This window comes from Haemophilus sp. HMSC61B11 (assembly GCF_001838615.1).
Lineage (GTDB): Bacteria > Pseudomonadota > Gammaproteobacteria > Enterobacterales > Pasteurellaceae > Haemophilus_D > Haemophilus_D parainfluenzae_AD.
In genome coordinates this window covers 1-22763 of the sequence record NZ_KV837989.1, presented here as the reverse complement: position 1 = coordinate 22763, position 22763 = coordinate 1, and the positions used below count along the sequence as shown (strand labels likewise).

General features: G+C 35.8%; 18 protein-coding genes and 1 pseudogene. 6 read left to right on the top strand and 13 right to left on the bottom strand.

The genetic code is table 11. The features are described 5' to 3' along the window. The first annotated feature begins 272 nt into the window (after window positions 1–272). Window positions 273–788, top strand: coding sequence for an Hcp family type VI secretion system effector (locus HMPREF3263_RS07055; RefSeq protein WP_005696601.1), 516 nt, complete (start codon window positions 273–275; stop codon window positions 786–788). 93 nt (window positions 789–881) lie between these two features. Here the strand turns inward: HMPREF3263_RS07055 and tssM are convergent, their stop codons facing one another. From tssM to tssB, 13 genes are read right to left on the bottom strand one after another with little or no spacing between them, the layout of a single operon-like run. Beyond that, window positions 882–4568: a type VI secretion system membrane subunit TssM gene (gene tssM / locus HMPREF3263_RS07050; protein WP_005696603.1), complete on the bottom strand. Its 3687-nt coding sequence runs from the start codon at window positions 4566–4568 to the stop codon at window positions 882–884. Further along, window positions 4565–6019 carry a type VI secretion system protein TssA gene (tssA, locus tag HMPREF3263_RS07045; protein ID WP_070853131.1) on the bottom strand — a complete coding sequence of 485 codons (1455 nt, stop codon included), beginning with the start codon at window positions 6017–6019 and terminating at the stop codon, window positions 4565–4567. The genes tssM and tssA overlap by 4 nt, the downstream gene beginning before the upstream one ends. A gap of 1 nt (window position 6020) precedes the next feature. Continuing rightward, complete coding sequence (locus HMPREF3263_RS07040; RefSeq protein ID WP_005697072.1) at window positions 6021–6656, bottom strand: type VI secretion system-associated protein TagO; 636 nt, start codon at window positions 6654–6656, stop codon at window positions 6021–6023. A gap of 14 nt (window positions 6657–6670) precedes the next feature. Beyond that, on the bottom strand, window positions 6671–7516 hold the full coding sequence (gene icmH / locus HMPREF3263_RS07035; RefSeq protein ID WP_070853129.1) for a type IVB secretion system protein IcmH/DotU: 846 nt from the start codon (window positions 7514–7516) through the stop codon (window positions 6671–6673). Further along, the gene (tssK, locus tag HMPREF3263_RS07030) at window positions 7516–8862 is read right to left on the bottom strand and encodes a type VI secretion system baseplate subunit TssK (RefSeq protein ID WP_005696608.1); all 1347 of its coding nucleotides are present in this window, start codon (window positions 8860–8862) and stop codon (window positions 7516–7518) included. The genes icmH and tssK overlap by 1 nt, the downstream gene beginning before the upstream one ends. A 3-nt stretch (window positions 8863–8865) precedes the next feature. Next, window positions 8866–9189 (bottom strand): type VI secretion system lipoprotein TssJ, encoded by a 324-nt coding sequence (tssJ, locus tag HMPREF3263_RS10890; RefSeq protein WP_248699982.1) that lies wholly within the window; start codon window positions 9187–9189, stop codon window positions 8866–8868. Then, the gene (locus tag HMPREF3263_RS10885) at window positions 9189–9545 is read right to left on the bottom strand and encodes a hypothetical protein (protein WP_032822635.1); all 357 of its coding nucleotides are present in this window, start codon (window positions 9543–9545) and stop codon (window positions 9189–9191) included. Before HMPREF3263_RS10885 ends, tssJ begins: the two co-directional genes overlap by 1 nt. 13 nt (window positions 9546–9558) lie before the next feature. Further along, entirely contained in the window at window positions 9559–10338 is a 780-nt protein-coding gene (locus HMPREF3263_RS07020; protein WP_070853128.1) for a hypothetical protein, read from the bottom strand. Next, window positions 10339–11337: a type VI secretion system baseplate subunit TssG gene (gene tssG / locus HMPREF3263_RS07015; RefSeq protein WP_049370573.1), complete on the bottom strand. Its 999-nt coding sequence runs from the start codon at window positions 11335–11337 to the stop codon at window positions 10339–10341. Further along, entirely contained in the window at window positions 11301–13052 is a 1752-nt protein-coding gene (gene tssF / locus HMPREF3263_RS07010) for a type VI secretion system baseplate subunit TssF (protein WP_005696612.1), read from the bottom strand. The genes tssG and tssF overlap by 37 nt, the downstream gene beginning before the upstream one ends. Continuing rightward, on the bottom strand, window positions 13053–13469 hold the full coding sequence (gene tssE / locus HMPREF3263_RS07005; RefSeq protein ID WP_005696613.1) for a type VI secretion system baseplate subunit TssE: 417 nt from the start codon (window positions 13467–13469) through the stop codon (window positions 13053–13055). A gap of 11 nt (window positions 13470–13480) precedes the next feature. Beyond that, window positions 13481–14965: a type VI secretion system contractile sheath large subunit gene (tssC, locus tag HMPREF3263_RS07000; RefSeq protein ID WP_005696614.1), complete on the bottom strand. Its 1485-nt coding sequence runs from the start codon at window positions 14963–14965 to the stop codon at window positions 13481–13483. Between the two features lie 12 nt (window positions 14966–14977). Further along, window positions 14978–15475, bottom strand: a complete 498-nt coding sequence (gene tssB / locus HMPREF3263_RS06995) for a type VI secretion system contractile sheath small subunit (protein WP_005696615.1) — start codon at window positions 15473–15475, stop codon at window positions 14978–14980. 286 nt (window positions 15476–15761) lie between these two features. On the opposite strand from tssB, the gene HMPREF3263_RS06990 reads away from it, so the two are divergent. From HMPREF3263_RS06990 to HMPREF3263_RS10880, 5 genes and pseudogenes are all read left to right on the top strand, one after another. Beyond that, on the top strand, window positions 15762–16031 hold the full coding sequence (locus HMPREF3263_RS06990) for a PAAR domain-containing protein (RefSeq protein ID WP_005696616.1): 270 nt from the start codon (window positions 15762–15764) through the stop codon (window positions 16029–16031). Window positions 16032–16099: 68 nt separating this feature from the next. Further along, window positions 16100–18154 carry a type VI secretion system Vgr family protein gene (locus HMPREF3263_RS06985; protein ID WP_070853127.1) on the top strand — a complete coding sequence of 685 codons (2055 nt, stop codon included), beginning with the start codon at window positions 16100–16102 and terminating at the stop codon, window positions 18152–18154. A gap of 94 nt (window positions 18155–18248) precedes the next feature. Continuing rightward, a complete protein-coding gene (locus tag HMPREF3263_RS06980; RefSeq protein ID WP_005700054.1) occupies window positions 18249–19586 on the top strand; it encodes a DUF4123 domain-containing protein in 1338 nt (445 codons plus the stop codon). Between the two features lie 16 nt (window positions 19587–19602). Beyond that, a complete protein-coding gene (locus HMPREF3263_RS10610; protein ID WP_083327599.1) occupies window positions 19603–22407 on the top strand; it encodes a toxin VasX in 2805 nt (934 codons plus the stop codon). Then, window positions 22408–22763, top strand: a pseudogene (locus HMPREF3263_RS10880) (hypothetical protein); the annotation flags it as partial. It abuts the gene before it with no gap.

Genomic DNA, 22763 nt, shown 5'->3' with positions numbered 1-22763 from the left:
AAAAATCACCCGCTTTGCAAGATTAATAAATAGGTTAAATTGAAAAGTGCGGTAGAATTTTTCAACGTTCTTAAAACGCTTAGAAAAGCGATATTACTTGAAGTAGAGATTATTTTATCCCTTAAATATCTTTAAGCTTAAATATTCTAACCATTTAAAAAATTACTTATTTTATCTAAAATTTAATGTTAAATCGTTCATAATTTGATATAGTTACGCTTGTCTGTAAAGACAATAAATATATTCATCTTTAAAGTCATTAGGAGAATTTTATGCCTACACCAGCATTTATTTCCATTGAAGGTAGTAATCAAGGAAAAATTACAGCAGGTGCATTTACCGAAGATTCAGTCGGTAATGTTTATGTTGAAGGTCATGAAGATGAGATCATGGCACAAGCGATTAGCCATATCGTTACTGTTCCAACTGATCCACAATCTGGTCAACCATCTGGTCAACGCGTTCACAAAGCATTCAAATTTACTTGCTCTTTAAACAAAGCAGTGCCTTTGATGTATAACGCATTAGCTTCCGGTGAAATGTTACCAAAAGTTCAAGTAACTTGGTTCCGTACCTCTATTGATGGTCGCCAAGAAGAGTTCTTCTCTACTGTATTAGAAGACGCAGTAATCGTTGATATGAACTTAGTAATGCCAAATGCGCAAGATCCAAGCAACGCACCATACACTCAATTATTAGAAGTAAGTATGAGCTACCGTAAAATTAACTGGGATCACACTATTGCTGGCACATCAGGTTCTGATGACTGGCGTAGACCACAAGTTTAATTGTATCTACTTAATGAAAAAGCTAAATAGATTTCTATTTAGCTTTTTATTTTCTATAAAAAAGGGAAATATTATATTTCCCTTGTACTTAAATTAATTATTTTCTGGAAATTTCACTTCTTCTTCATAAATTTCCATTGGTTCTAAAGAGCTTTTACCTTCTTTTTCTGGATCAAGTAATTTTGATGGTAATCTAAAGTTGCTTAACACGCCACCAAAGAATGGATTGGTTCCATTTTCTACCGTTAATCTATAATTGATCGCTCCACCATTTAATTTAAATGAGAGATCTACAGATTGTCCATTTACCTTCTTCGCCGCTTGATCTAACACTCGGAATAATGACCATTCACCTGTTCGACGAAGAGTTGATGTATCTCCAGTTGATGTAACAAGCGTTAAACTTGTTTCAACATCTTGTCGTGTCGTATTCGGCCAAATTAAGCGACTTGCAGACGGTACCTCATGGCTATATTTCAGTAACTGACCATCAATATTAAATGTAGATGCCGTAAATTTCCCAGAGAGCCCTAGCGGTTTTAAGCTGAAAGAAATATTAACATTACCTGAAGCATCAAAATAATTTCGTTGAATATTTTGTAAATCCTGAAGCGCAGCTAAGAATGATGAGGAAATCACACTTTCGCCGTTAACTACAGAAAGTTCCGCATTGTCTTCTAGGAAGAATTTTAAATAATCATTGTAAAAACGCTGTACACGCCCGTTTGGTCCAAAGAACTCACGGAAATCATCCAATGAGATATTTTCGCTCGCCTTACGATTTAATGGGTAACGATTTGCGATTCTACTCTTATAGAAACCATATACATTACGATTCCATAGTGTATTAATTTCACTTAATGCTGTTTTTAGTTCGAGTGTCCAAGCCTCATCTGCTACTTTGTTTAATTGAGTTGAAAGTGGTTCAGCCATTTCATTCGCTAAACGTTTTAAATCAACAGTTGGATTTGTTCGTTCTAAATTAAGCTCTGCCATAATTGCTTTCAATGCAGTTTGAGATGGTTCCGGTGATTTCTGAATTGTCTGCATATAGAATTTTAACTCAGACAATTTTTTCATTACCGTATCCATATGTGGCTGTCCTGCATCTGACGCTGCTTTTACCTCATTAACTAAAGGGGCAAAGTGTTGTGCAATTTGCAATGATGCCATTTGATTTGCTGTTGCTACATTTGTATTTTCATTACGGTTTTCAGCATTAATTCCCGATAAACTTGGATAAATATCACTGTTCTTATCAATTAAATTAATCATTTTTTGTAATGGTTTTTCATTACTGGTTAAAGCATCTAATACATCTACCGCATGACGCAAATCAACAAAATGAATAATTTCTAAATTATTTAATGCATCTTGCCATGTCTGAATGTAATCCGCGATGTAACGTTCTCGGATTTCTTCAGATAAATTAGCTAGCTCTTCTTTTGAATAATTTGTCGTTTGCTGCTTACCAAGTACCCAAGCATCTATTGCAGCAAGCTGCAATAAATCTTGAGCTTTAGGATCATAAAAATCTTTATATGCCCAATCGGTAAATAGTGGACTAATTAATGTACCATACCAACTAATATTTTTATCTCTAAAAAATGTTTTAGGATCTTCAGTTGTAAAATCGGTTTTAAATATAGTGGTAAAAGTTTGTCCAATTTCAGCCTTCAAATCAGTGGCTGGCTGCAGTTCTGTATTTGCCAGAATTTTAAAGTTTTGGTAAACACGGTCTGCCAATGGTAATTTACTGTATTCCTGCTGTTTATCTGCAATTTTTTTATCAAACATACTGAGATCTGGATCTACATGTTCCATTGCATAGCTAAAATGAGCCATAAGCTGACGCTGAATATCTGGATTCTTAGGATAATTTTTTTGCAAATATTTCGTCATCCACTGCTCTGGAATTTTAACCTTTCTATTTGCCATGTCATCGATCATTCGATAAACACGTAATAACTCAAGTCCTTCATTGCTATCTTCAGGTAAAGCATCCATTTGCTCAATCAGTCCCATCGCAATTTCAGGTAAAAAACGCTCCCCAAGGAATTTTTTATACGCTTCACTTACTTTTCCACCTACTTTTTTACCTTGGTATAACCCAAAATCTTTAATTATAGGTAAGGCCTTTTCATAGTTTCCATAACCATATGTAGCCTGACGTAATATATTCAATGGTTTTAATAAATTACGTCCTGTCGGATCCATGGATTGACTGATGTTCATTTGACGGAATTCTTCAGTCAATTTTAGAATTTTTACTGATGTTGTTTTATTTTGATAGAAGTAATTTTGCCATGTCGCTAAAACACAAATACCACAAACAGCCATCGCAATAGCGCCTAAAATAAATTTACGTTTACTGCGTCGAATTTCTTTTTCGTTATCGCTAACGAGTCCAGCTTCAGGATAAATAATATTTTGAAAGAAATTATGCGTAAAATATGTTCTTTGAGAACGTTCAGGCAAATAGCTCGGCACAACATGAGGTAAATCAAACTGCTTAGAAATGGCCGCTTGATAAAAATCCATCGGTATGCCTTCTTGGAAGATAGAAGAAAAATACACACCACGAACATAAGGTGTGGTTGTGAAACGATCGCTCTCTAGTATATCGCTGATAAATTGAAGCAAGATATTCTGCATACCACTTAATTGGCGAGCATACATATAAAGCGATTCTCGTTCTTCTTGCGAAATTGTTCCAGCTAATTTATCAAAAATAATTTCTTCGATCTCTTTAACAAAAGCAGTATAGCTATCCGATAATTCTTTTGTCCAATTATCGATTTGTTCATCTGTATTTAATGTGAAAGAAAAACCTAAATTTTTATGACGTTCAGCTTGTTTCAAATCACTGTAGAATGTTTCAAAACCTTCAATAAGATCAGCTTTATTTAAAACAACATAGACGGGAACTCGTGCACCAAATTGTTCGGTAACTTCACGGATTCGGTTACGTAATATAACGGCTAATGCTTGTCTATCACTGTGATTTGATGCAATTAACTTTGGAAGATCAACAACTAAAATAATGCCATTAATTGGTCTTTGTGGGCGAACATCATTAATCCAATCAAGTAAATGTGACCATAATCCTTTTGCAATTTTACCCTCTGGATCACGTTCCGTACCTAACTGCTGAATCATTCCACCTTCAGGATCAAGCAAAATCGCATCATCACTTGCCCACCAGTCAATTTGATATAAAGAATTCTCGCGCATATAACGTTTAGACGTTCTTTCTACGGCTGTGAGAGTAAATTTCTGGTTAGAGCGGTTAATAAAGCTTGTTTTGCCAGCTTCATCTGAACCAAGAACCATATACCATGGAAGTTGATAAATGTAATCTTTATTAGATAAATGATTTTTAAGTGCTTCAGACATCAGTTCAAGGCTGTCATCTTGATCCTTAATATAAGGGAGGATAATGTCTTTTTCCTCTTGTTCTTTCTCTAAATCATTTTTTTCTTTATTTAAGCGAGCATTCTTGAGTTGAAGTTTCAAAATAGCAATAATGGCTAAAGTGAGCAAAACAACAACAGTGGCAATAATTCGACTCCCCATTCCAACTTGTTTCGCTAAGTCATAATCCCAACCATTTTCATTTGAAAGGCCAGTAAAACTCCAAGATGTACCATAGGTCCAAATTCCGACAAAAATAAGGATTAGACCTAATGTAAGTAATACTGGGAGTGAATTTCTAAGATGCGAAAAAATAGGACGCGTAAACTGGCGAAAAATTCCTAATAATTGGTTCAAATAATTCATTCATTATCCTTTATTAATTTATCTTTTAATTGTTCTATTTGAGTAAAAAAAGTACTATCCCACTCTTCAACCGTGTATTTTTTGCAGTGATTAATTAGTTCAGACAGCTCATTAAGAGCGATCGATAACATATCCTCTTTTAAGAAAAAACGTATTTTTTCAAATTGTAAATAATGTTTTGTTCTAACATCAATCACTGATTTTAACTGTTCATCAATTTCTTTCAGAACAGATACAAAACCTTCAACCAAATAAAGCTCATCAAGGTCATTCTCTAATGAATTTTGTACTGAAGCTTGAGAGCTTACATTCACACTATTATTATCGGAAAGCCAATCAGAAACGACATCGCTCAAAAAAGGTTCTCCATTTTGAAATTTTGCTAAATGAAATGTAGGAAACTTATTAACAAATTGTTCGGTTACACTTCTTATCGTTTCTGCTACCTCTTTAAATTTTAAAGCTTGACAACATTTTGCAGATAAATAACTCCCTTCAATCCAGTATGGGCTCGTTGTTAATGTTTTTTCAATACGATTTAACAACTCCACACTTGGTGACGAAACAACCTGCTCCCGATAATCACTTACTTTATCAAGTGGAACGGATTGCATGGCTGTAATACCTTGGCTATTCATCTCTGGTAATTGGGTAATACTATGCCATAGTCCAAATCGACGGCTTACGTAACCCAATATTGATGAAGGCTGTAATTCACAAGTGGTATCTGCAACTTGAAAGTAAAATTGTTTTAATTGACGAGCATTTGTCAGTTCAAATTTATTTACGTCAGGAATATTTAAAGAAACTTTCTCAGCAGAAACTTGGCTAGCAGTGATTGGTGCATCTGTAGCCATTTGGTCTGGTGCGACTTTATTCTCTTCTTTTGTCTGAGAATTCTCAACAAAATCTGACCGCTCTTTTACGAAACGTCGTAATCGAGCTAAAGCAGACTCAACACCAGGAAGTTTTTCACTTAATTGAAGCGAAAGCACCTCTATAAATTTGTCTATCTGCTCATTTTCTACTACCGTAAATCTTACATCTGTATTAATTGATGCTGCATTTTCAAGACGTTCAAAAATAAGTGTAATGAACTTTCCTTTAAAACGATTAATTGTATTATCGGTTGAAGGCTTAGGGTAAGCATTAAAAAGAAACTTCTTATTGAATTCTGAGAACAATGATAGAAAGTCAACAAGATTAGACTTAAATCCTTTATAAAGTAAGGCATAACCTAGATATTGTAAAACCTTATAATCTTTACAAGACTCAGACAAATACTGATGAGAATGTGAAATAATCCCTTCCCAATCAATCGTATCATGCTGCAAAGAACCAAACTTCATGACTTGCTCATCAAGCGCAGAAAAAACGATACCCTCTTCATCAGGTGTACCGACGGGAAAATATTCTCCAGTAATATCATCTAAAATGCTCTGATACTTCATTTTACCAACCACATTCTTTTCTTATTGGCGCAACTTGAGATGCTAGTCCGTTATTTTTGAAAATAAACTGACGATCTTCTTGCGGAAGAGAAACTGAAAACGTATCAATATATAAGATTGATTTTAATTGTTGTATTGCATAGAGTCCTCGCCCAGCATCTAACAAATAGCCTCGTTCTGCACTCTGCCAATCAATTTTAGAGGCAGTATGATTTGTATCGTTATTAGCAATATGAACATTCAGTAAATTATGTTTAACGGGTTTATCCAATGCAATTTGGAATCTTGTGATATTGTCTTTACAAGCAACGTATATCGAAGCATTGCCGTCATTACTTAATAAAGCGAGTTCTAAATTATTTTCAGCCCAAGCATCCCGTCCATCAACTTTCGCTAATGTAAAAATATCACCAACCAATTTAGGAACAAGATTACTGACCGCACGTTCATCTATCATTTGCTCTCTAACTGGTGTATTAAATACTCTATCGAAACATGCAAGACGATTAATATTGGATTTAATCGATACGCATTGCTCTGCTTTATCCAATCGTTCTTCAGATAAAGTATTCACAGAATACATAGATAAGAAAAAAGCAAACATCGCTTTACATACAAAAGAAAAACGTGGTGCCATAACAAAATCCCTCACTACATATTATTAATAATGTCATTTACATTATTAATGATCTCAGTCGAATATGAATCCAAAAGCATACTATATAAGAAATAAATTAATACAAAAACAAGTAATGTTCCCCATGCAACACGATTTAATGATAACGGTTTCTTTACCGTATAATCACTTTTGTAAAGATGCGTTTGCTGGTTTCTCTGATAATCATACCCACGTAATGGTCTCAGTGTTTTTTGTAATTTTATTAAAATATTTTGAATATTTTCTTGCCCATGTGGACTAAGGGCATACTGCCCTTTAAAGCCAAGAGCCAAACAAATGTACATAAATTCTAACAACTCATGATATTTTTCAGGTTCAAGCATCGTTCTTGATAAGATAGAGTAAAACTTTTCTCCTCCCCATGTTTCATTATGAAAATGAGCAAGTAAAGAACGCTGGCCCCAAACTGAAGAGCTCCCCCAAGGAGTTGCCATCACCATTTCATCAATAAATGTACACACACAATATCGGAATGAAAGCTGGAATGCACTGTCATAGTTCAATTCTTTTACTTTTTCACTCAATGCCATGATTTCATTTTGCATTCTGGTGTATAAACTTCCGATATCATCTATGGATGATAATTTTCTTAGTCTAAGAGCTGTTGCTAATAGCGGGTTTGCTAATTCAACTAAGGCATTGTAAGAGTGCGTTTGTAATTGAAAGTCATAATCAATATCAAAATCAACATTTCCAACTTGCTCATAAAGAAGATCAGTTTTTTCATTAATGATCGGCACATTATTTGTAATAAAAACTCTATCTGAAGGCATATCAATTGATGAATTATATGTATTCAACAACTCTCTATTATTCATTATGATAAATCTCCACGAATAGCCCAAAACTCAATCTCTAACCCTGGATAATTTCCTGTAATATGGAAACCAAATCCAGATGAAGTCAGCAAATTCTCCCAATATGGCGATGTTTTATCTAATTGGAAATACATAAAACCAGAATGGTAAGGCAAATACCGAGGAGCTACAGGTAGAGCACTCACAGGAACACCAGGCAATTGTAAATGAACAAGTTGATTGATTTGCTCGATACTTGATATCTTAGTTTGTTGAATAAACTGATTCTTTAATAATTCTGGTTGTAAATGTGCTTTTACAGCAATGATAAATTCAGCTGTAGAATAAAGTGATGCATCATTAACCTGAGCCGTATAAATTCCATATTGACGAGCAACAACTGGTAATGGTACAACTTTTGTATTTGTCACGATACTTAAATAGGACTTAATATCATTAAATAAGGGCTCTAAAGAAGTCGCTGGATTTTCATGAAGATAATCATAAAAAGTTTCTGAAAATCGTTCTTTCAAAACAAAAGTAGTCAGCTCGCTACGTAATGAAGCAAGTAATTCATAAACAGATAAAGGATGTACTTTACCTAATTTCACAATGCTTTTTATTAATGGTGAAACTCTATTAAGGCTTAAAAGCATAAGGAAATCATTAACATCAGCTACACCAGATTGTTCTGGACGCCCTATTCTACTCACAATATTTTGTGTACGTAACGAAATTAAATCAGACAACTCTGCTAATTTCTTCATGAAGGCCGGCATTGCATTAATATGCAATGACATAGGATAAAATGCTTCATCTAATATAACTTGATGATCTAATGTAATATCCTTAATCTTTGCAATAGGTAAAGAAACATAATTACTCAAATCATCTAATGAAGATTTTAGGAAATATTGATTTTTCAACAACTCAAGCTGAGTATAATTTCCACTTTCACTATGAGAGTCTTTCACTTCAGTAAAAACAATCTCGCTTCGGAAATCCATTGAATCTGAATGACTTGGCGAATATTTAATTTCACCCTCTCCATTTGTAACAATCGGCAGACAAAGATAAATTGTTTCACCGACGAGGTTGCTAGTTACACCAATTGGAGAAGGTAAACTATCTGTTAAAGGTAAATCGAAAAGTGTTCCATCGGGCATCACACCTTTGCATTCAGTAATGCCAAACTTTCCAAAAGAAAGCTGCTGTTGATCAAAAGCAATTTTCTCAAAACCTAGATTATAAGCCGAGATATCAATAACTTGCTTCAGTTGCGATGTTAAAAAACGGCTTTCTTGCTGAAAATGTTGAGGCCTAATGAATAGCCCTTCTTTCCACAAAACACGATTCGATAAAGACATGGATTAATTATCCTTAAAAATTTCAACTTTAGAGTCTAACACACGAATTAACAGTGGATAACTTTCCCCACCTTTAGGCTTGACCTGTACAATACCTTTCCATTTGCGGTTTTCATAGCCATTAAAAAGAGCTACAACTCCGATATAATGAGTTTTTTCATTCATTTCTTCTGAATCCACAAATCTGAACTGATTCGGTGCAATAATTAAATCAATATTTGAAACATATGTTTTACCTAATGATTCAGTGAAATCATTACCACGAAAATCATCATATGTACTACTTAAAAATAGAGACTTATCCGTTAATTGGAAAACTTTTAACATTACAGGGGTTGCCCTAGCATCAGCCTTTCCATTTTCCTGCTCAATAATTTGCTTATCGGAATTGGTACTGTTGGCTGTCGCATTTTTTTGTATTCATGAGCTGTCATTGGACGTTTAGCTTGAGGTTTTAAAGCATCTAACTCTTCAAACTCTGCTGTGGCTTCATCACTTACTACGGCAATAGCATCATCTTTTGGAGAATAAACGTTGATGTTCGCACGATCCGTTGCATAAATGGAAAGTGAATATGTCGATGGTTTCACTAAACGAGGATTAACACTCGGTTCATTATTAGAAGAGCATCCTGCCATAGTTAATGCAACAACAGTAAACATAAATAAAGATTTTAATTTCATAAGATTTCCTTAGTTATTTAATAAAAAATAGCGGATCTAAAATAGGCTCCACTTGTTTTGGTTTTGTATCATCTTTATCGGTAAAAGTTGATACAGAATTCTGTGTTCCTTCATATTCAACTGTAGATGTAGATTTCACTAATTCACTTTGTGACTGGTTAACATCCAATGGAGTATAATATTCTAAAACACTATGAATATGAGGATTAAAAAATTTATATTCCATAGACTCAAATTGATGAGGCATCGCATTAATTAACTCTGAAGAAGGCTCATCATCTACTTTTAATGCCAATAACGGGTCTAAATTCGTGTCATTTGCTTTTAATTCAAGTAAATCTTGATTAATGATAGCTCTCTCAAAATCATAATTATATTGCTGAGCATGTTCTAAATTTAAGATTGTATTATCTGTTTGTTTATTCAATAAATAAGATAATTCATCTTGTAAAGTCACTATTTCTGCTTCATTAGTAAAAATCTTAGCTCTAATCTTATAATTACATAGAGAAATAAGATCATTATCATTTAATTTGATAATTCCTCCCGCTGGGAGAGCTTTCGTTGTACCATTAATAAAAAGCTTTTTACTATGAGCTATTAAACAAAAATCAGTATTATAATACTTTATTTCAAACTCAATATCTGAAATTTCATTCTTCCAATTATCTATTTTCCAATTCACATTTGATGAAGAACCAACTAAACCACCAGATAAATCAAAATAGCAATAAGGTAATGTTCCTCTTTCAAGCATCAACGCATTAGTTACCATCAATAAAAGCTTATGCATTTATGCCGTTCCTTCAATGATTACCCGGTTTAAAGAATGAACTTTTGCTGAATCTGTATTAATCAATGTCGTCCACCCTAGCCAACTAGAATTATCCTTTCCCAAAATAAATGTAGACTGCGTATCTGGATGTAAACCTAATGAGATATCATAAGGCAGTGGATCTTTTAATAGAAAGCGAATCAACTCTTGAAGATGCTTATACTTTTCAGTATTTGGCAAAAATTGGTAAAATTCACTTATTGTTAGATTATCAATATTAACTCTAAACTTATTTGAAAATGATTCAACTTTATCGCCCGAAATAAAATTATTACCTAACATCATATTTTGCATACCAAGTTTATTTTTTTGTTCATTTTCTACTTCAACAAGCTGTCTTACATGCTCCTCAATAAAAACATCATCCAAATCAAAATAATGTCGAATAATATCAGCTAGTATCTGCGGGGTTCTTATACCCGATTGTATAATACCAATATAATAAAAAATCTTATTCCAATTTAAATGAGAAAAACCTATAAAATCTTTAGATAACCCTAAGATATTCAGAATGTTCCGAGAATAATTATCTGAGAAATCAGGTTTAAAGCGTATATAATATTTATATTTTCTCCAGATTTGGTGAAATATTGCGAGCAAATGATGATTAAAAAAATCTAAATACTGAGCTTGAATAGACTCATTATCATACGACGACTCTGCAATTTCATCCAAGATACTTCCTGGAAGTGGACCTGATGCACCTTGTAATCCCAAAAAGTTAGTAATAATTTGGAATATCCGTTTCCCTTCTTCATCTTGAATGGCAACTTGCTCAATATCCCCAGCAGGAAAATTAATTTTAGGATTACTAAAGAAACGAAATATTGATTCCTCAATTAAAGTATTTTCTAATTCATCTAAGCTCATAGACGATGCCTCAGCTATTGTTTCTATGAGCTGATGAAAGCCAAACTGAATTAGATCACTCTTTGAAGAGAGGTTTTCTGTTCCCATTTAAATATCTCGTTATTGCTTGTATTAATAACTTCTAAAAGATGAAATGAATTTATTGTTCCATATAACCTAAAAAATTCAGCAAGAATCGAACCAAATAAAAATAATTCTCCTTCACAGAGAAAATTATTACTATCTATTCTTAATACTGATTTTTGACCTCTATATACGATACCTTTTATGACTTTATCAAGTGGACGAGTCATAATTGACTCCATCCCAGCCAAACGTTTTTCAGTTCTTCTTAATGCCTGAACATCATACATTGCAGAAAAATCATAAGTTAATAGTATTTCCTTTAAAACATCTAATTTTGTCAAAGATAAATAATTAAGTGAAAGATTGGAGACTAACTTCCAATGAATCGATTCATCTAAAACAGCTCGAACTGTTTTTACAGGCAACGTAATATTTTTAAAGTCAATATAAGAAGGAGTATTTTGTGATGGTACACAAATATCACCAATACCTAAAAACTCAGGTAAATTATAATTTGTACAATCTAAATCTATAGATATAGTTTCTCTAGAAGTATCTAAAATCTTATTGGAATCAGATACAAAAGAGACAAAATGATCATAACCTGTTTCTTCAATATTATTTTTAATAATTGATTTATAGTACCCATACCTTCCTGATGCGGAACTGTGCACAAATGATTCAAATTTTGGATAAGTATAAATCCTATTTCCCGTCTCTTTTAAAAACTTTGAGCCTGAAACACGCTTAATATCGAATATCTCGAAATGCTCCCGATTAAAACCAGCCGGAATCACTGGATATAGATCTTTTTTTCCATCAAAATTTAGCGGAATAGCATCATGTTCAAATAAATTAATTACTGGGACGCAATACAAAGAAAAATCTGCTCGTGTTAATTTTAGATCTTTAGGAAAAGAACGATTAAACTCAAAAAATAACTTAAATTTTTTCTTACCTAATCGATTTAAATATAGATGTAAATTTCTTAACTTAAAGAAATAAAATTTTTTAGGAAAAAAGAAAAATTCTTGTAATAATCGATACCCATCAAATGCATTATCTGGATAAGGAATCAAAGATTCATCTTGATCAAAACCAACAGAAGAAATAACATCCAGTGGTAAATTAATTACACCGTCTTCTGATTTGATATAAACTTTTGTTAAATAATTAAAAACCCATTGATAACAAGTTAAAGCACTGTAATCACTCCCTGATAAATAAAATGACAATTCATCGCACCGTATAGAAGAAAAATCACTATCTGTGATATTCTCTAACTCTAATTCAATGATTGTAGACTCACTACCCGATGCGCTTTTTACATCATTTAACACAAGCGGATAAACTGAGACATCCATCGTTGTCTGAAACTGACAAGCTGTACCGTCTACAGGTTTAGATGAAACAAATGTCCCTTTAGGAACTACATGCTTTGTTGTAATCGCCCTTTCTTTAGGTTGAAAGTTTAAAATTGCACAGCTTGGTAAAGGGCGCAAATAATTTGGCCAAAGAAGCTGAATCATTGATTGAGTTATCTCAGGTAAATTATCTTGAACTTTTTCTTTCAAACGTGCCGTTAAAAAAGCAAAAGATTCAATAATTCTCTCAGCTTCAGGATCAACGATCTCATCAGATAGAAATCTAGACAAGTGGGGATAAATCTTTGAAAAATGTAGCCCATCTCTTTTGAGAAAGTCTAACTCAGCTCTAAAAAACTCTTTCAAAGACATTTACACAACCCTAAACTTCTTATTTGAACTATCTAAAATAATGTTTAATTCAGTTAACTCATTTTTTTGTTTTAATAACACTACGCAAGTTATACGGAAGTTAAGCTGAAGAACATCATATGTATCCTGGATATATTCTATTCTTGTAATACGAACTCTTGGTTCATAGCGCTCTAAACTAGAACGAATATTTGCAACAATTGTTTGACTTAAACTTTTTGTAGTTGCAGTTGCGTCATTAAAGTCTCTTAAACCAAAATCGGGCGCACATAATGTACACCCTTCTTTTGAATTAAGTACTAATTCTATGTTTCTTTTTATTGAACGAATTAAGTCGCTTACAATCTCTGCTTCAGTTTTCTTTTTTATAACATCCGTATTCTGTGGAGCAGTTTTAATTCGGTTCCAAAACCCCATAAAACAACTACTTATTTATTATCAATATCTAATCGACCCACAAGGGAAAGATCGAAACTTGCCCCCATATATTTAAAGTGTGGTCTAACAGATAAAGAAACTTTGTACCAACCTGGCTCTCCTGCTACACTTGATACTTCCACTTTAGCAGAACGTAACGGACGACGACTACGCACTTCTGCTGGTGGGTTCTCTTGATCTGAAACATACTGTTTCAACCACACATTCAGCTCACGTTCAAGATCTTGACGCTCTTTCCACGAGCCAATCTGTTCACGTTGTAATACTTTTAAGTAATGCGCTAAACGGTTCACAATAAACATATATGGCAATTGTGTACCCAATTTATAATTTGTTTCAGCGGCTTTTCCTTCTTCTGTATTTGGGAATTTTTTAGGTTTTTGAACAGAGTTAGCCGAGAAGAACGCTGCATTATCGCTTCCTTTACGCATAGTTAAAGGAATGAAACCTTCATCAGCTAATTCAAATTCTTTACGATCAGTAATTAATACTTCTGTTGGGATTTTCGCTTGTAACTGACCAAACGATTCAAATAAATGAACGGGTAAATCCTCAACCGTACCACCACTTTGTGGGCCGATAATATTTGGACACCAACGATATTTAGCGAAACTATCAGTAACTTTAGATGCCATCAAAAATGCTACATTACTCCACAAATAATTATTATGGTTGCCATCAATTCCTTCATTGTAATTGAAAGTTTTAATCGGATTTTCAATTGAATCATAAGGCAAACGAGACAAGAAACGTGGCATTGTTAATGCTAAATATTTTGAATCTTCTGACTCTCTTAAAGCTCTCCATTTAGCATATCGAGGCCCCTCAAAAATATCTTTTACTTCTTTAATTTCAGATAAAGATGCATAACTATCTAGACCAAAGAACTCAGGACCTGCAGCTGAAATAAATGGAGCATGAGACATTGCGCCAACAGATGAAATATATTGCAATAATTTAATATCTGGTGCTGATGGCGTAAACGTGTAGTTACCAACAATCGCAGCAACCGGCTCACCACCAAATTGACCATAGTTTGCTGAATAAACATGTTTATATAAACCACTTTGAGTAATATCAGTGGCATATTCAAAATCGTCAAGCAATTCTTCTTTGCTTACATTTAGTACTTCTATTTTAATATTTTCACGGAAATCTGTGCGATCTACAAGAAGTTTCAAACCACGCCACGCAGACTCCATTTCTTGGAATTTATCATTATGTAAAATTTCATCTACTTGATGACTGATTTTCTCATCAAGACGAACAATCATTTCATCTATCAGCGTCTTATTTACAACTGCATCTGTACTATCAGATTTCAACATTTCAGAAATAAATTCTGCAATTCCACGCTGCGCAATGCTGTAATCTTCATTTTCAGGTTTAAAACGTGTCTGTTCCATGACCTGATCAAGCAAGCTTGTTGTTTGCGAATTTTTTTCAGCTTTTGCAGTTTGATTCTTAGTAACCATAATCTACTACCCTTATTCTTTTTCTAAAATGATCGCCAACTCTTTTTCCAACGTTTCTCTTGCGTTAGGATCCGCAATTAACTCTTGCAATTTATTTCTAAATGCCGGGATGTTCCCCATCGGTCCTTTTAAGGCAAGAAGTGCTTCTCGCAACTCTAATAACTTGTTTAATTGCGGTACTTGCTTAGCAATATTGTCGGGAGAAAAATCCGCCATGCTCTCAATTTTTAGGCTAACACCCAGGTCTTGATTTTCAGCATTTTCTTCCAAGCGGTTTGGAACAGCTACATCAATCGTCAAATTAGATTGTTTCATTACAGCATCAAAATTGTGCTTATCAATAGAAACTGTCTCTCTTTCTTCAAGGCTTAAGTCTTCTGCAGCACCTTTAAAATCACCAGTAACAAGAAGTTTTAAAGGCAATTCAACTTCATCAGTTTGACCTTCTGTAGCCGGAGTATATTTAATATTAATTCGCTCTTTTGGTGCGACTGAACCTGTTTTAGACATTATAAAATCCTCTTTGAAATTTAAACCTATTTCTATTTTTAGATAACGAGCTAAAAAATAGCTAGATTATAAAAAATCACCACTACTAAATCAATGATAAAGTCTGCAGTATAGAATCATTTTTTACAAATGATATTGTTACGTGACAAAATTAAACACGACTACTATTTTAGAAATTATGTATTTTCTTTTAAAATGAATATATAAACTATCAATTTCACAAGAAAATCCTATCATTTTAGTTTAAAATATCAAAATGAAACATTTCATAGAATAAGGAGGAGTCATGTCCGCTCGTAGAGTAATCGTAATTGGAGATAAGACCACCCACGGAGGTACCGTACTTCAGGGCTCACAAACCATGACCGCAGGAGGCAAAAGTGTCGCCCGACAAGGGGATCTGGTTTCGTGTCCCAAATGCAAAGGTAACTTCCCGATTATTGAAGGCTCGTCCATAATGCTAGCTAACGGGCGAGGTATTGCTCTTGAAGGAATGAAAACAGCCTGTGGCGCTGAATTAATTGCTTCACAATCTATGATGAAAGCTAAAGCATAATTTATTTAGTATTTATACAACGTATACAACGCTATTATTACTGCCAATATATTTTATAGGAATCCCAAATGGCCGTTCAATCCGATTATCGTTACAGTCTTACCGTTAATGGCTCCTCTCAATTTGAAGTAGTCCGTTTTGTATTAAAAGAACATCTATCCACACTATTCCGACTTGAACTCGACCTCGCCAGTTTTGGTGCTGAGCCCAATTTTCATTATCTAATTGACCAACCTGCTACACTAACCTTCTGGCAAGGAGATGAGGCAGTTCGTAGTGTTAACGGTATCGTCACCGCCTTAAATCAGGGAGAAACTGGTTTTACTCGTACTCGTTATCACATGGTGATTGAACCCTCTTTATGTCGTGCTGGGTTACAAACTGATTTACGAATATTCCAACAACAAGACTCTCAAAAAATTATCGAAACACTACTAAGTAAAAATCAAGTATCTCAGAGTCAATTCCATTTACAAACGCCATATTGGACTCGAGAATACTGCGTGCAATATCGCGAAACTGATTTAAATTTCATTCAACGTTTGGCTGCCGAAGAAGGTTCTTACTATTATTTTGAACATACCAATAATAGCCATATCCTTCATTTCTCTAATTCGACAACACTTTCAGAGAAAAAAGGAAACTTAGTTTATAACGCAATGCCTGCTGGCCAACGTCCAGAAGCTGCGGTATGGCATTGGGCTTACGAAGAAAAACTAGGTACGACCCTTCAAACTTTACGTGATTATACTTTTACAAATCCTCGTTATAACCAAGAGCACCAATATTCTGGTCAAGGTAATAACGAAGGTCATAGTAGCATTTACGAACGTTATGACTATCCTGGTCGTTATAAACGAGATGCTCAAGGTGAGCCTTTTACCCAATATCGTTTAGAATACGAACGTAGAGAAGCTGAATTAGCTCTTGCGCAAAGCGATGATTTACGCGTGCAACCTGGCTATGTATTTGGCTTAGAGGGACATCAACGAGAAGCTTTTAATCGTGATTGGTTAATTATAGGTGTTGAACATTATGGTTGGCAACCTGGTGTATTGGAAGAAGAAGCCGGTGAAGAGGGCAACCGCTATGAGAACCGTATTAAACTCATTCCAAATACCACACAATGGCGACCGGAACCGCAACCAAGACCAGTTGTTGATGGCTCTCAAATGGCCCATGTAGTTGGTCCTGCTGATGAAGAAATCTATTGTGATGAATGGGGACGTGTCAAAGTTCAATTCCCTTGGGATCGTGAAGGACAAAATAATGAGCATAGCTCTTGCTGGATTCGTGTCAGCCAAGGTTGGGCGGGGTCGCAATTTGGGCATATTGCCATCCCTCGTATTGGCCATGAAGTAATGGTTGATTTCTTAGAAGGAGATCCTGACCAACCAATCATCATGGGACGTACTTATCACAGTACAACTGAACCACCTTATGCTCTGCCTGAACATAAAACGCGTATGACTATAAAAAGTAAAACCCATAAAGGTAACGGCTTTAATGAATTACGCTTTGAAGATGAAAAAGACCGAGAAGAAATCTTTATTCATGCAGAAAAAGACCAAAATAATGTTGTAAATAATGATGAAACAACACAAATTGGGCATGATCGAACCGAACAAGTTGGACATGACGAAACCATTAACATCGGCAATAACCGTACTGAAACAGTTGGACAAGATGAATCCTTAACAGTGGGACGCGATCAATCTAATAAAATCAATCGCAATCGCATGACTAAAATTGAAAAGGATGAAGTATTAAACATTGGGAATCATCTATCGATGGATGTATACGCCAATCAAGAAGTTAAAATTGGCCGAGATTATTCCCATCAAACAAGTCGCAATGCGATTTTCAAAGCTGGGAAAGAATTAAAACAGCATAGTAAAAATATTAAATTAACAGGTACTACACAAGTAAATATTCGTGGAAAAGCCGGTACGATTATTATTGATGGCTCTGGCATCACGTTAAAAGGTAAAGTGACTGTAAAAGGTAATTTAATACAATCTAGCGGAACGCCAGAATCACCAGCTGTATTGTCTCTTGCTGCTAATGACGCAAAACCGATTTGCGAAGTTTGTGAAGCCATGAAAAATCAAAAACAGAGTTAAAATCAACCGCACTTTGCGACAAAAGGACAGCTAAGCAGTTAAACTTTGCTGTCCTATTTATATAGTAATTTAACTGTTTATCCATAAATAAACTATGACAACAGAAAAACAACTTTGGGTCGGTTATTACCAGCTCACTTACCTTAATCAACCTAATACCCTTTATTTTGGCCATCTGATTGGTTTTGCCGAAAATCGTGATATTTTCCAACAAAGAATTGAAGACTATAAAACACATTATCAATGCAAACTGAGTAGCCAACTTGCCCCTTTACCTGCCACTACATGGTTCCAACGTCATGGCTATCAAGCCGCTGTTTGGTCAGCAGCACAACAATTAAAGGAACAAGAGCTTCGTTTTTTACTTGTACAACAAGAAACTCAACAAGGCACCCAATCCTATTTATCGCAAGAAAGTTTAACGATTTCGCCTCTGCAGTCGATATTTGAAACGCATTCATATCAACCGCCCTATTTGCCGGAGGCATTAGTCAATCATCCGTTTTTTGCGCAGCTAAATTCGCGGGAGAATCCAAAAGAAGGTTTGGTTTATCCAAATCCCGATTTCATCCCGAATCCCGATAGCTATCGTTATTATGCGGTTGTCGATGGGGTGAAATCTTTTATCTTGCCCCAGCTTTGTGAACGGGAAGGACAAACAGATTCTTTATATAAAGGCGATTTAAAAAATCGCATGGACACAAATGCACCTTATCTCACCCAGCTTACCGTCAATGATGAAGGCATCAGTGGGTTTACCCAAATTTTATTTACACAAGCCGAACAGGAATGGTTCGGTTGTTGGGATATCAATCCGGCCATCTTTATTCGCACTAAGCATTCCTTTGAGGAAGTACATTATCATTTGCGTAAATTTATCCATCTCTATAAAGAAGAGACGGAGAAATGGTACTTTTTCCGATTCTACGACCCACAGGTATTGGTGGCTTATTTGCATCATATTGAATATGACCCAACGCGCTTAGCTGCATTTTTCGGGTTTCGCAATGGAAAATGTATCATTGAGTATTTTGCGGCAAGAATAGAAAATCGGTTTTATATTTTTAACTTGAAAGAGTTACCACCCGAGACACAACCAAGTGCGGTCGCTTTTGATAATGAAATGGAACGCTTTTTAGAAGAATACGACAAACGCCAATTACTTGAAAAGCTACAGACAGAAATTATCCCGGCCGAATTTCCGGAACAAAAAATTGCAGAGGCGGATATTGATAAATATTTTAATCAGACTCTTGAATTAGGGTTTAAAATTGAAGGAAGTATAACCAATGTAGTGAAAACACTTTGTTATCTTTCTGGAGATTTGACGAAACTCAAAAGATATTGGCTTGAGCTTGAAAAAGAATATGGTAATGACCTTACCGAAATTGAACTCGGTGAACTATTATGTGAAAAAATAAACCTTCGATGAATACTTAGGAATGACTATGTCAACAAAGAAAACCGATGGTCGTTTAGACCCCAATGCTAAGGCTGTAGGTCAGCCTCTTGCGTGTCAATTGGATATCGTGCCAATCTTCCCTGTGCGTTTTAGTATGAGTTCGAAAACGTTAAATAATGCAGCTAAAACAGGGGCTGTTCCACCAATGCCAACTGGAATTAGCGATAAGAAATATGATTTACGCCGTTTACGTCAAGGGTATTTATATATTCTTGCCCGCGCAAAACACGTGGGAAATGCGACTGACGAAAAGAGGCGCTGGCTAATTTTTGAATATACGGTAGCCAAAGATGACAGCAATGCCCCAAAGCTCAATGGTTCGAGTGTTTCGCCTTATCACTTTACTCAATATGTCTGGACGGATGGTACGGCGCGTGGCGAATGGAAAAAATTGCCACGTTCCTTTCCTTATGCTTATGTTCATGCGCAAGTCGGTTCCATAGAATGTGCTTATAGTGAAGTGCGTTGGGCACCGGAGATGTTTGAAATGTTAGAACGCGATCCGATTAAACGTGCTAAAGTCATGCAGAAGATTTCCCTAACGGGTGGCACGTCTGAGTTTATTTTCCCCGGTGCGTTACTGACAGAAAAAGTGGCAGATTTTAAAGCAGAAAAGTTAGTGCAGGATTTAGCGGATAGTTTTCGTCGTGCAACCGGATTGGGTTATAACAAGCAACATCAAGTGTTTGATAGTTGTTCGGCTAAAAAAACGGTGGTCATTGCCTTGTTTGATCGTATCGGCGACATTAAAGACGTATCGGCTTATCATCAGCGGATTTTAGCGAATAACCTGAAAGAATTTTCCAATATTCTTTATCCGGTCACCACCGCCAAGGCAATTGAACAGATAGAACAACATGTGTTTAAAAACCCCAACTGGTTTAAGCGACTCATGAGTTCCGACCCGTTAGATAAAGGAATGCGAGAGCAAATAAAAATCTATGCGAAAAAGTCACCGCTAATGGCAGAGCAAACCATGAAAAACTTGGCTGTGGCACAGTTTAACTTGCTTAATCAAGTTGGCAACGGAACCCCTCATGAGCATATGAAATTTTTAGACGGCCTTTGTAAAGCCAATAAACAACAATTGGAAAAATTAGCCTCTATTGCGGACTACGCCATGGCATTTTATGGCACAGCGATGGCGGGGTTTGGTGATACGCCAAAGGGTATGGAATATCAGAAAAATACGCTTGTTACGGGAAGCTCATGGGGTGACAGTTTATCGAATCTGCTTTCAGTCGGCGATAAGCTCACCCAAATCAGCAAAGAAGCGGCTAAAAAACTCACTGTAAAATCGCTGCGCTTTGAACTCATGATTGAATCGGTAATGGCTGCACAGATGTTACTGTGGAAAGAAGAGGTGAAAGAAGCCATTCCTTATTCACGTTTTTTAGCGGCAGCAGGGTTAAAATTGCAGATGATTTCCATGGATCATGTAAGCAGTCTGAATGTAGGAGCGGATATTGTAAATAAGCAAATGCATACTCTCATTCACAATGCCGATGAGCTCTTTAAAGGATTAAATGCAGCGCATTATCAAGCAGAATTAACCAAAGGCGTGCGAGCGGGCACATCCCATTATATTAATATGAACGTTCATGTGGTCGTAAAAAATGAATATAATCCGGCATTACGGGTGGTAAACATCACAGAATCGGTGGGAACATTCTTTGCCGGCGGTGCGTTAATCGTGAACTTACGTGAATGGGCAAAATATAAGGAAGACAATTCCGGTTCCTTATCAGCATGGTTTTTACATCCGGCTGTTCGTTTGGCGAATGATTTTGCCGCTTTGGTAGCAAGTTTTGAGCGAAGCAGAGGCTTTGGTACGAAGACGTTGGGAACATTTTATAACCGTTTAGATAAAGCGGCGGTGAAACAAATTCAGGCATTGACCGGGTTTAAAGAACCGATTGGGATAAAAGCGGCAGCCGGTAGAGGGACACAAATCGCCAAGCATCTGACACTGCAAAATGCGGGGCGGTTTGCCAATGTATTGGGCGTGGTTATCGCTTTGGCACAGGCACAGCAAGCTGTACGCACCGGCGACACCGCCGCGCGTAATTCGGCGATTTTGGCAGGCATGGCGGAAATCAGCTTCTTTATTTCCACCTTTGCCTACACCGGCACGTTCGTCGGTATCGGGGTGGTATTGGCAATTGGTGCAGTCTTAACTTCACTGGTGGCTGATAATGAATTTGAGAAATGGGTGAGAACCGGGTTCTGGGGGAATTCGGGTAAATATTGGAATAAAAATAGATTAGATTCATTTGAAGAACAATTAAACGAAGCATCAGTATTATCTAATACCTCATCAAATAGTTATAAAAATATGAAAACCTTCTTTGAGCAAGAAATGGATGGTTTTTATAACCTGATCTGGGGCATTGGCATTGATACGACCTTGGCAAATCAATATCAGTTAAGAGTCTATTGCCCAGCATTTAAAGACAGAAGCAGTGCAGATAAGCTGATGGTAGAAATCAGCATTGAAGATTATAGCAATACAGATCCGATGTTAGGCGGAGGTGTGCCGACACCGGTGTCGATACCGACTCATAAGGTTAGAAAGCAATTTTTATCCCAAGGTGAAATTTTGATTGATATGACACAGATTAATATACTGAAAGGTTACCGTTATAGCAAAAATACGAAAGGAAGTAATATGCTGGATACTTTGACTGTCACTGTAAAACACCCTAAATTAGGCGAAGATGTTTCCACCTGGTGGCGTAAAACTCATGCTGATTATTTTGAAAGTCAAATAACTTATGTGGGAGCCAAGTAAATGTGCATATCCAACTATAATCCTGATGTGATTGCCCGCAATGTGAAACAGCTGGGTGACGGGGTGATTGAAGTGCGTCGTTATAACGACGGACATATCCGTGCCGATCTTTCCTGGGTATGGTTTTTGTGTACGCTAGGTTTTATGTTTTATGACTATTTTACGACTCAAAGTATGTTCCACGATGTTCAGTGGGCAATTAATCCAGATTTAGTTTTACTACCTGAATATAAAGAGCATTTGCAAATTTTTAATGAAATAGGGAAACCTTTTCGTAGCTATGAGGAGTTTAAGTTAGGCATGCTAGAAAAACACTGGTCCGTTCGCTACTGGGGCTGGTTCTATATCCTCTTCCC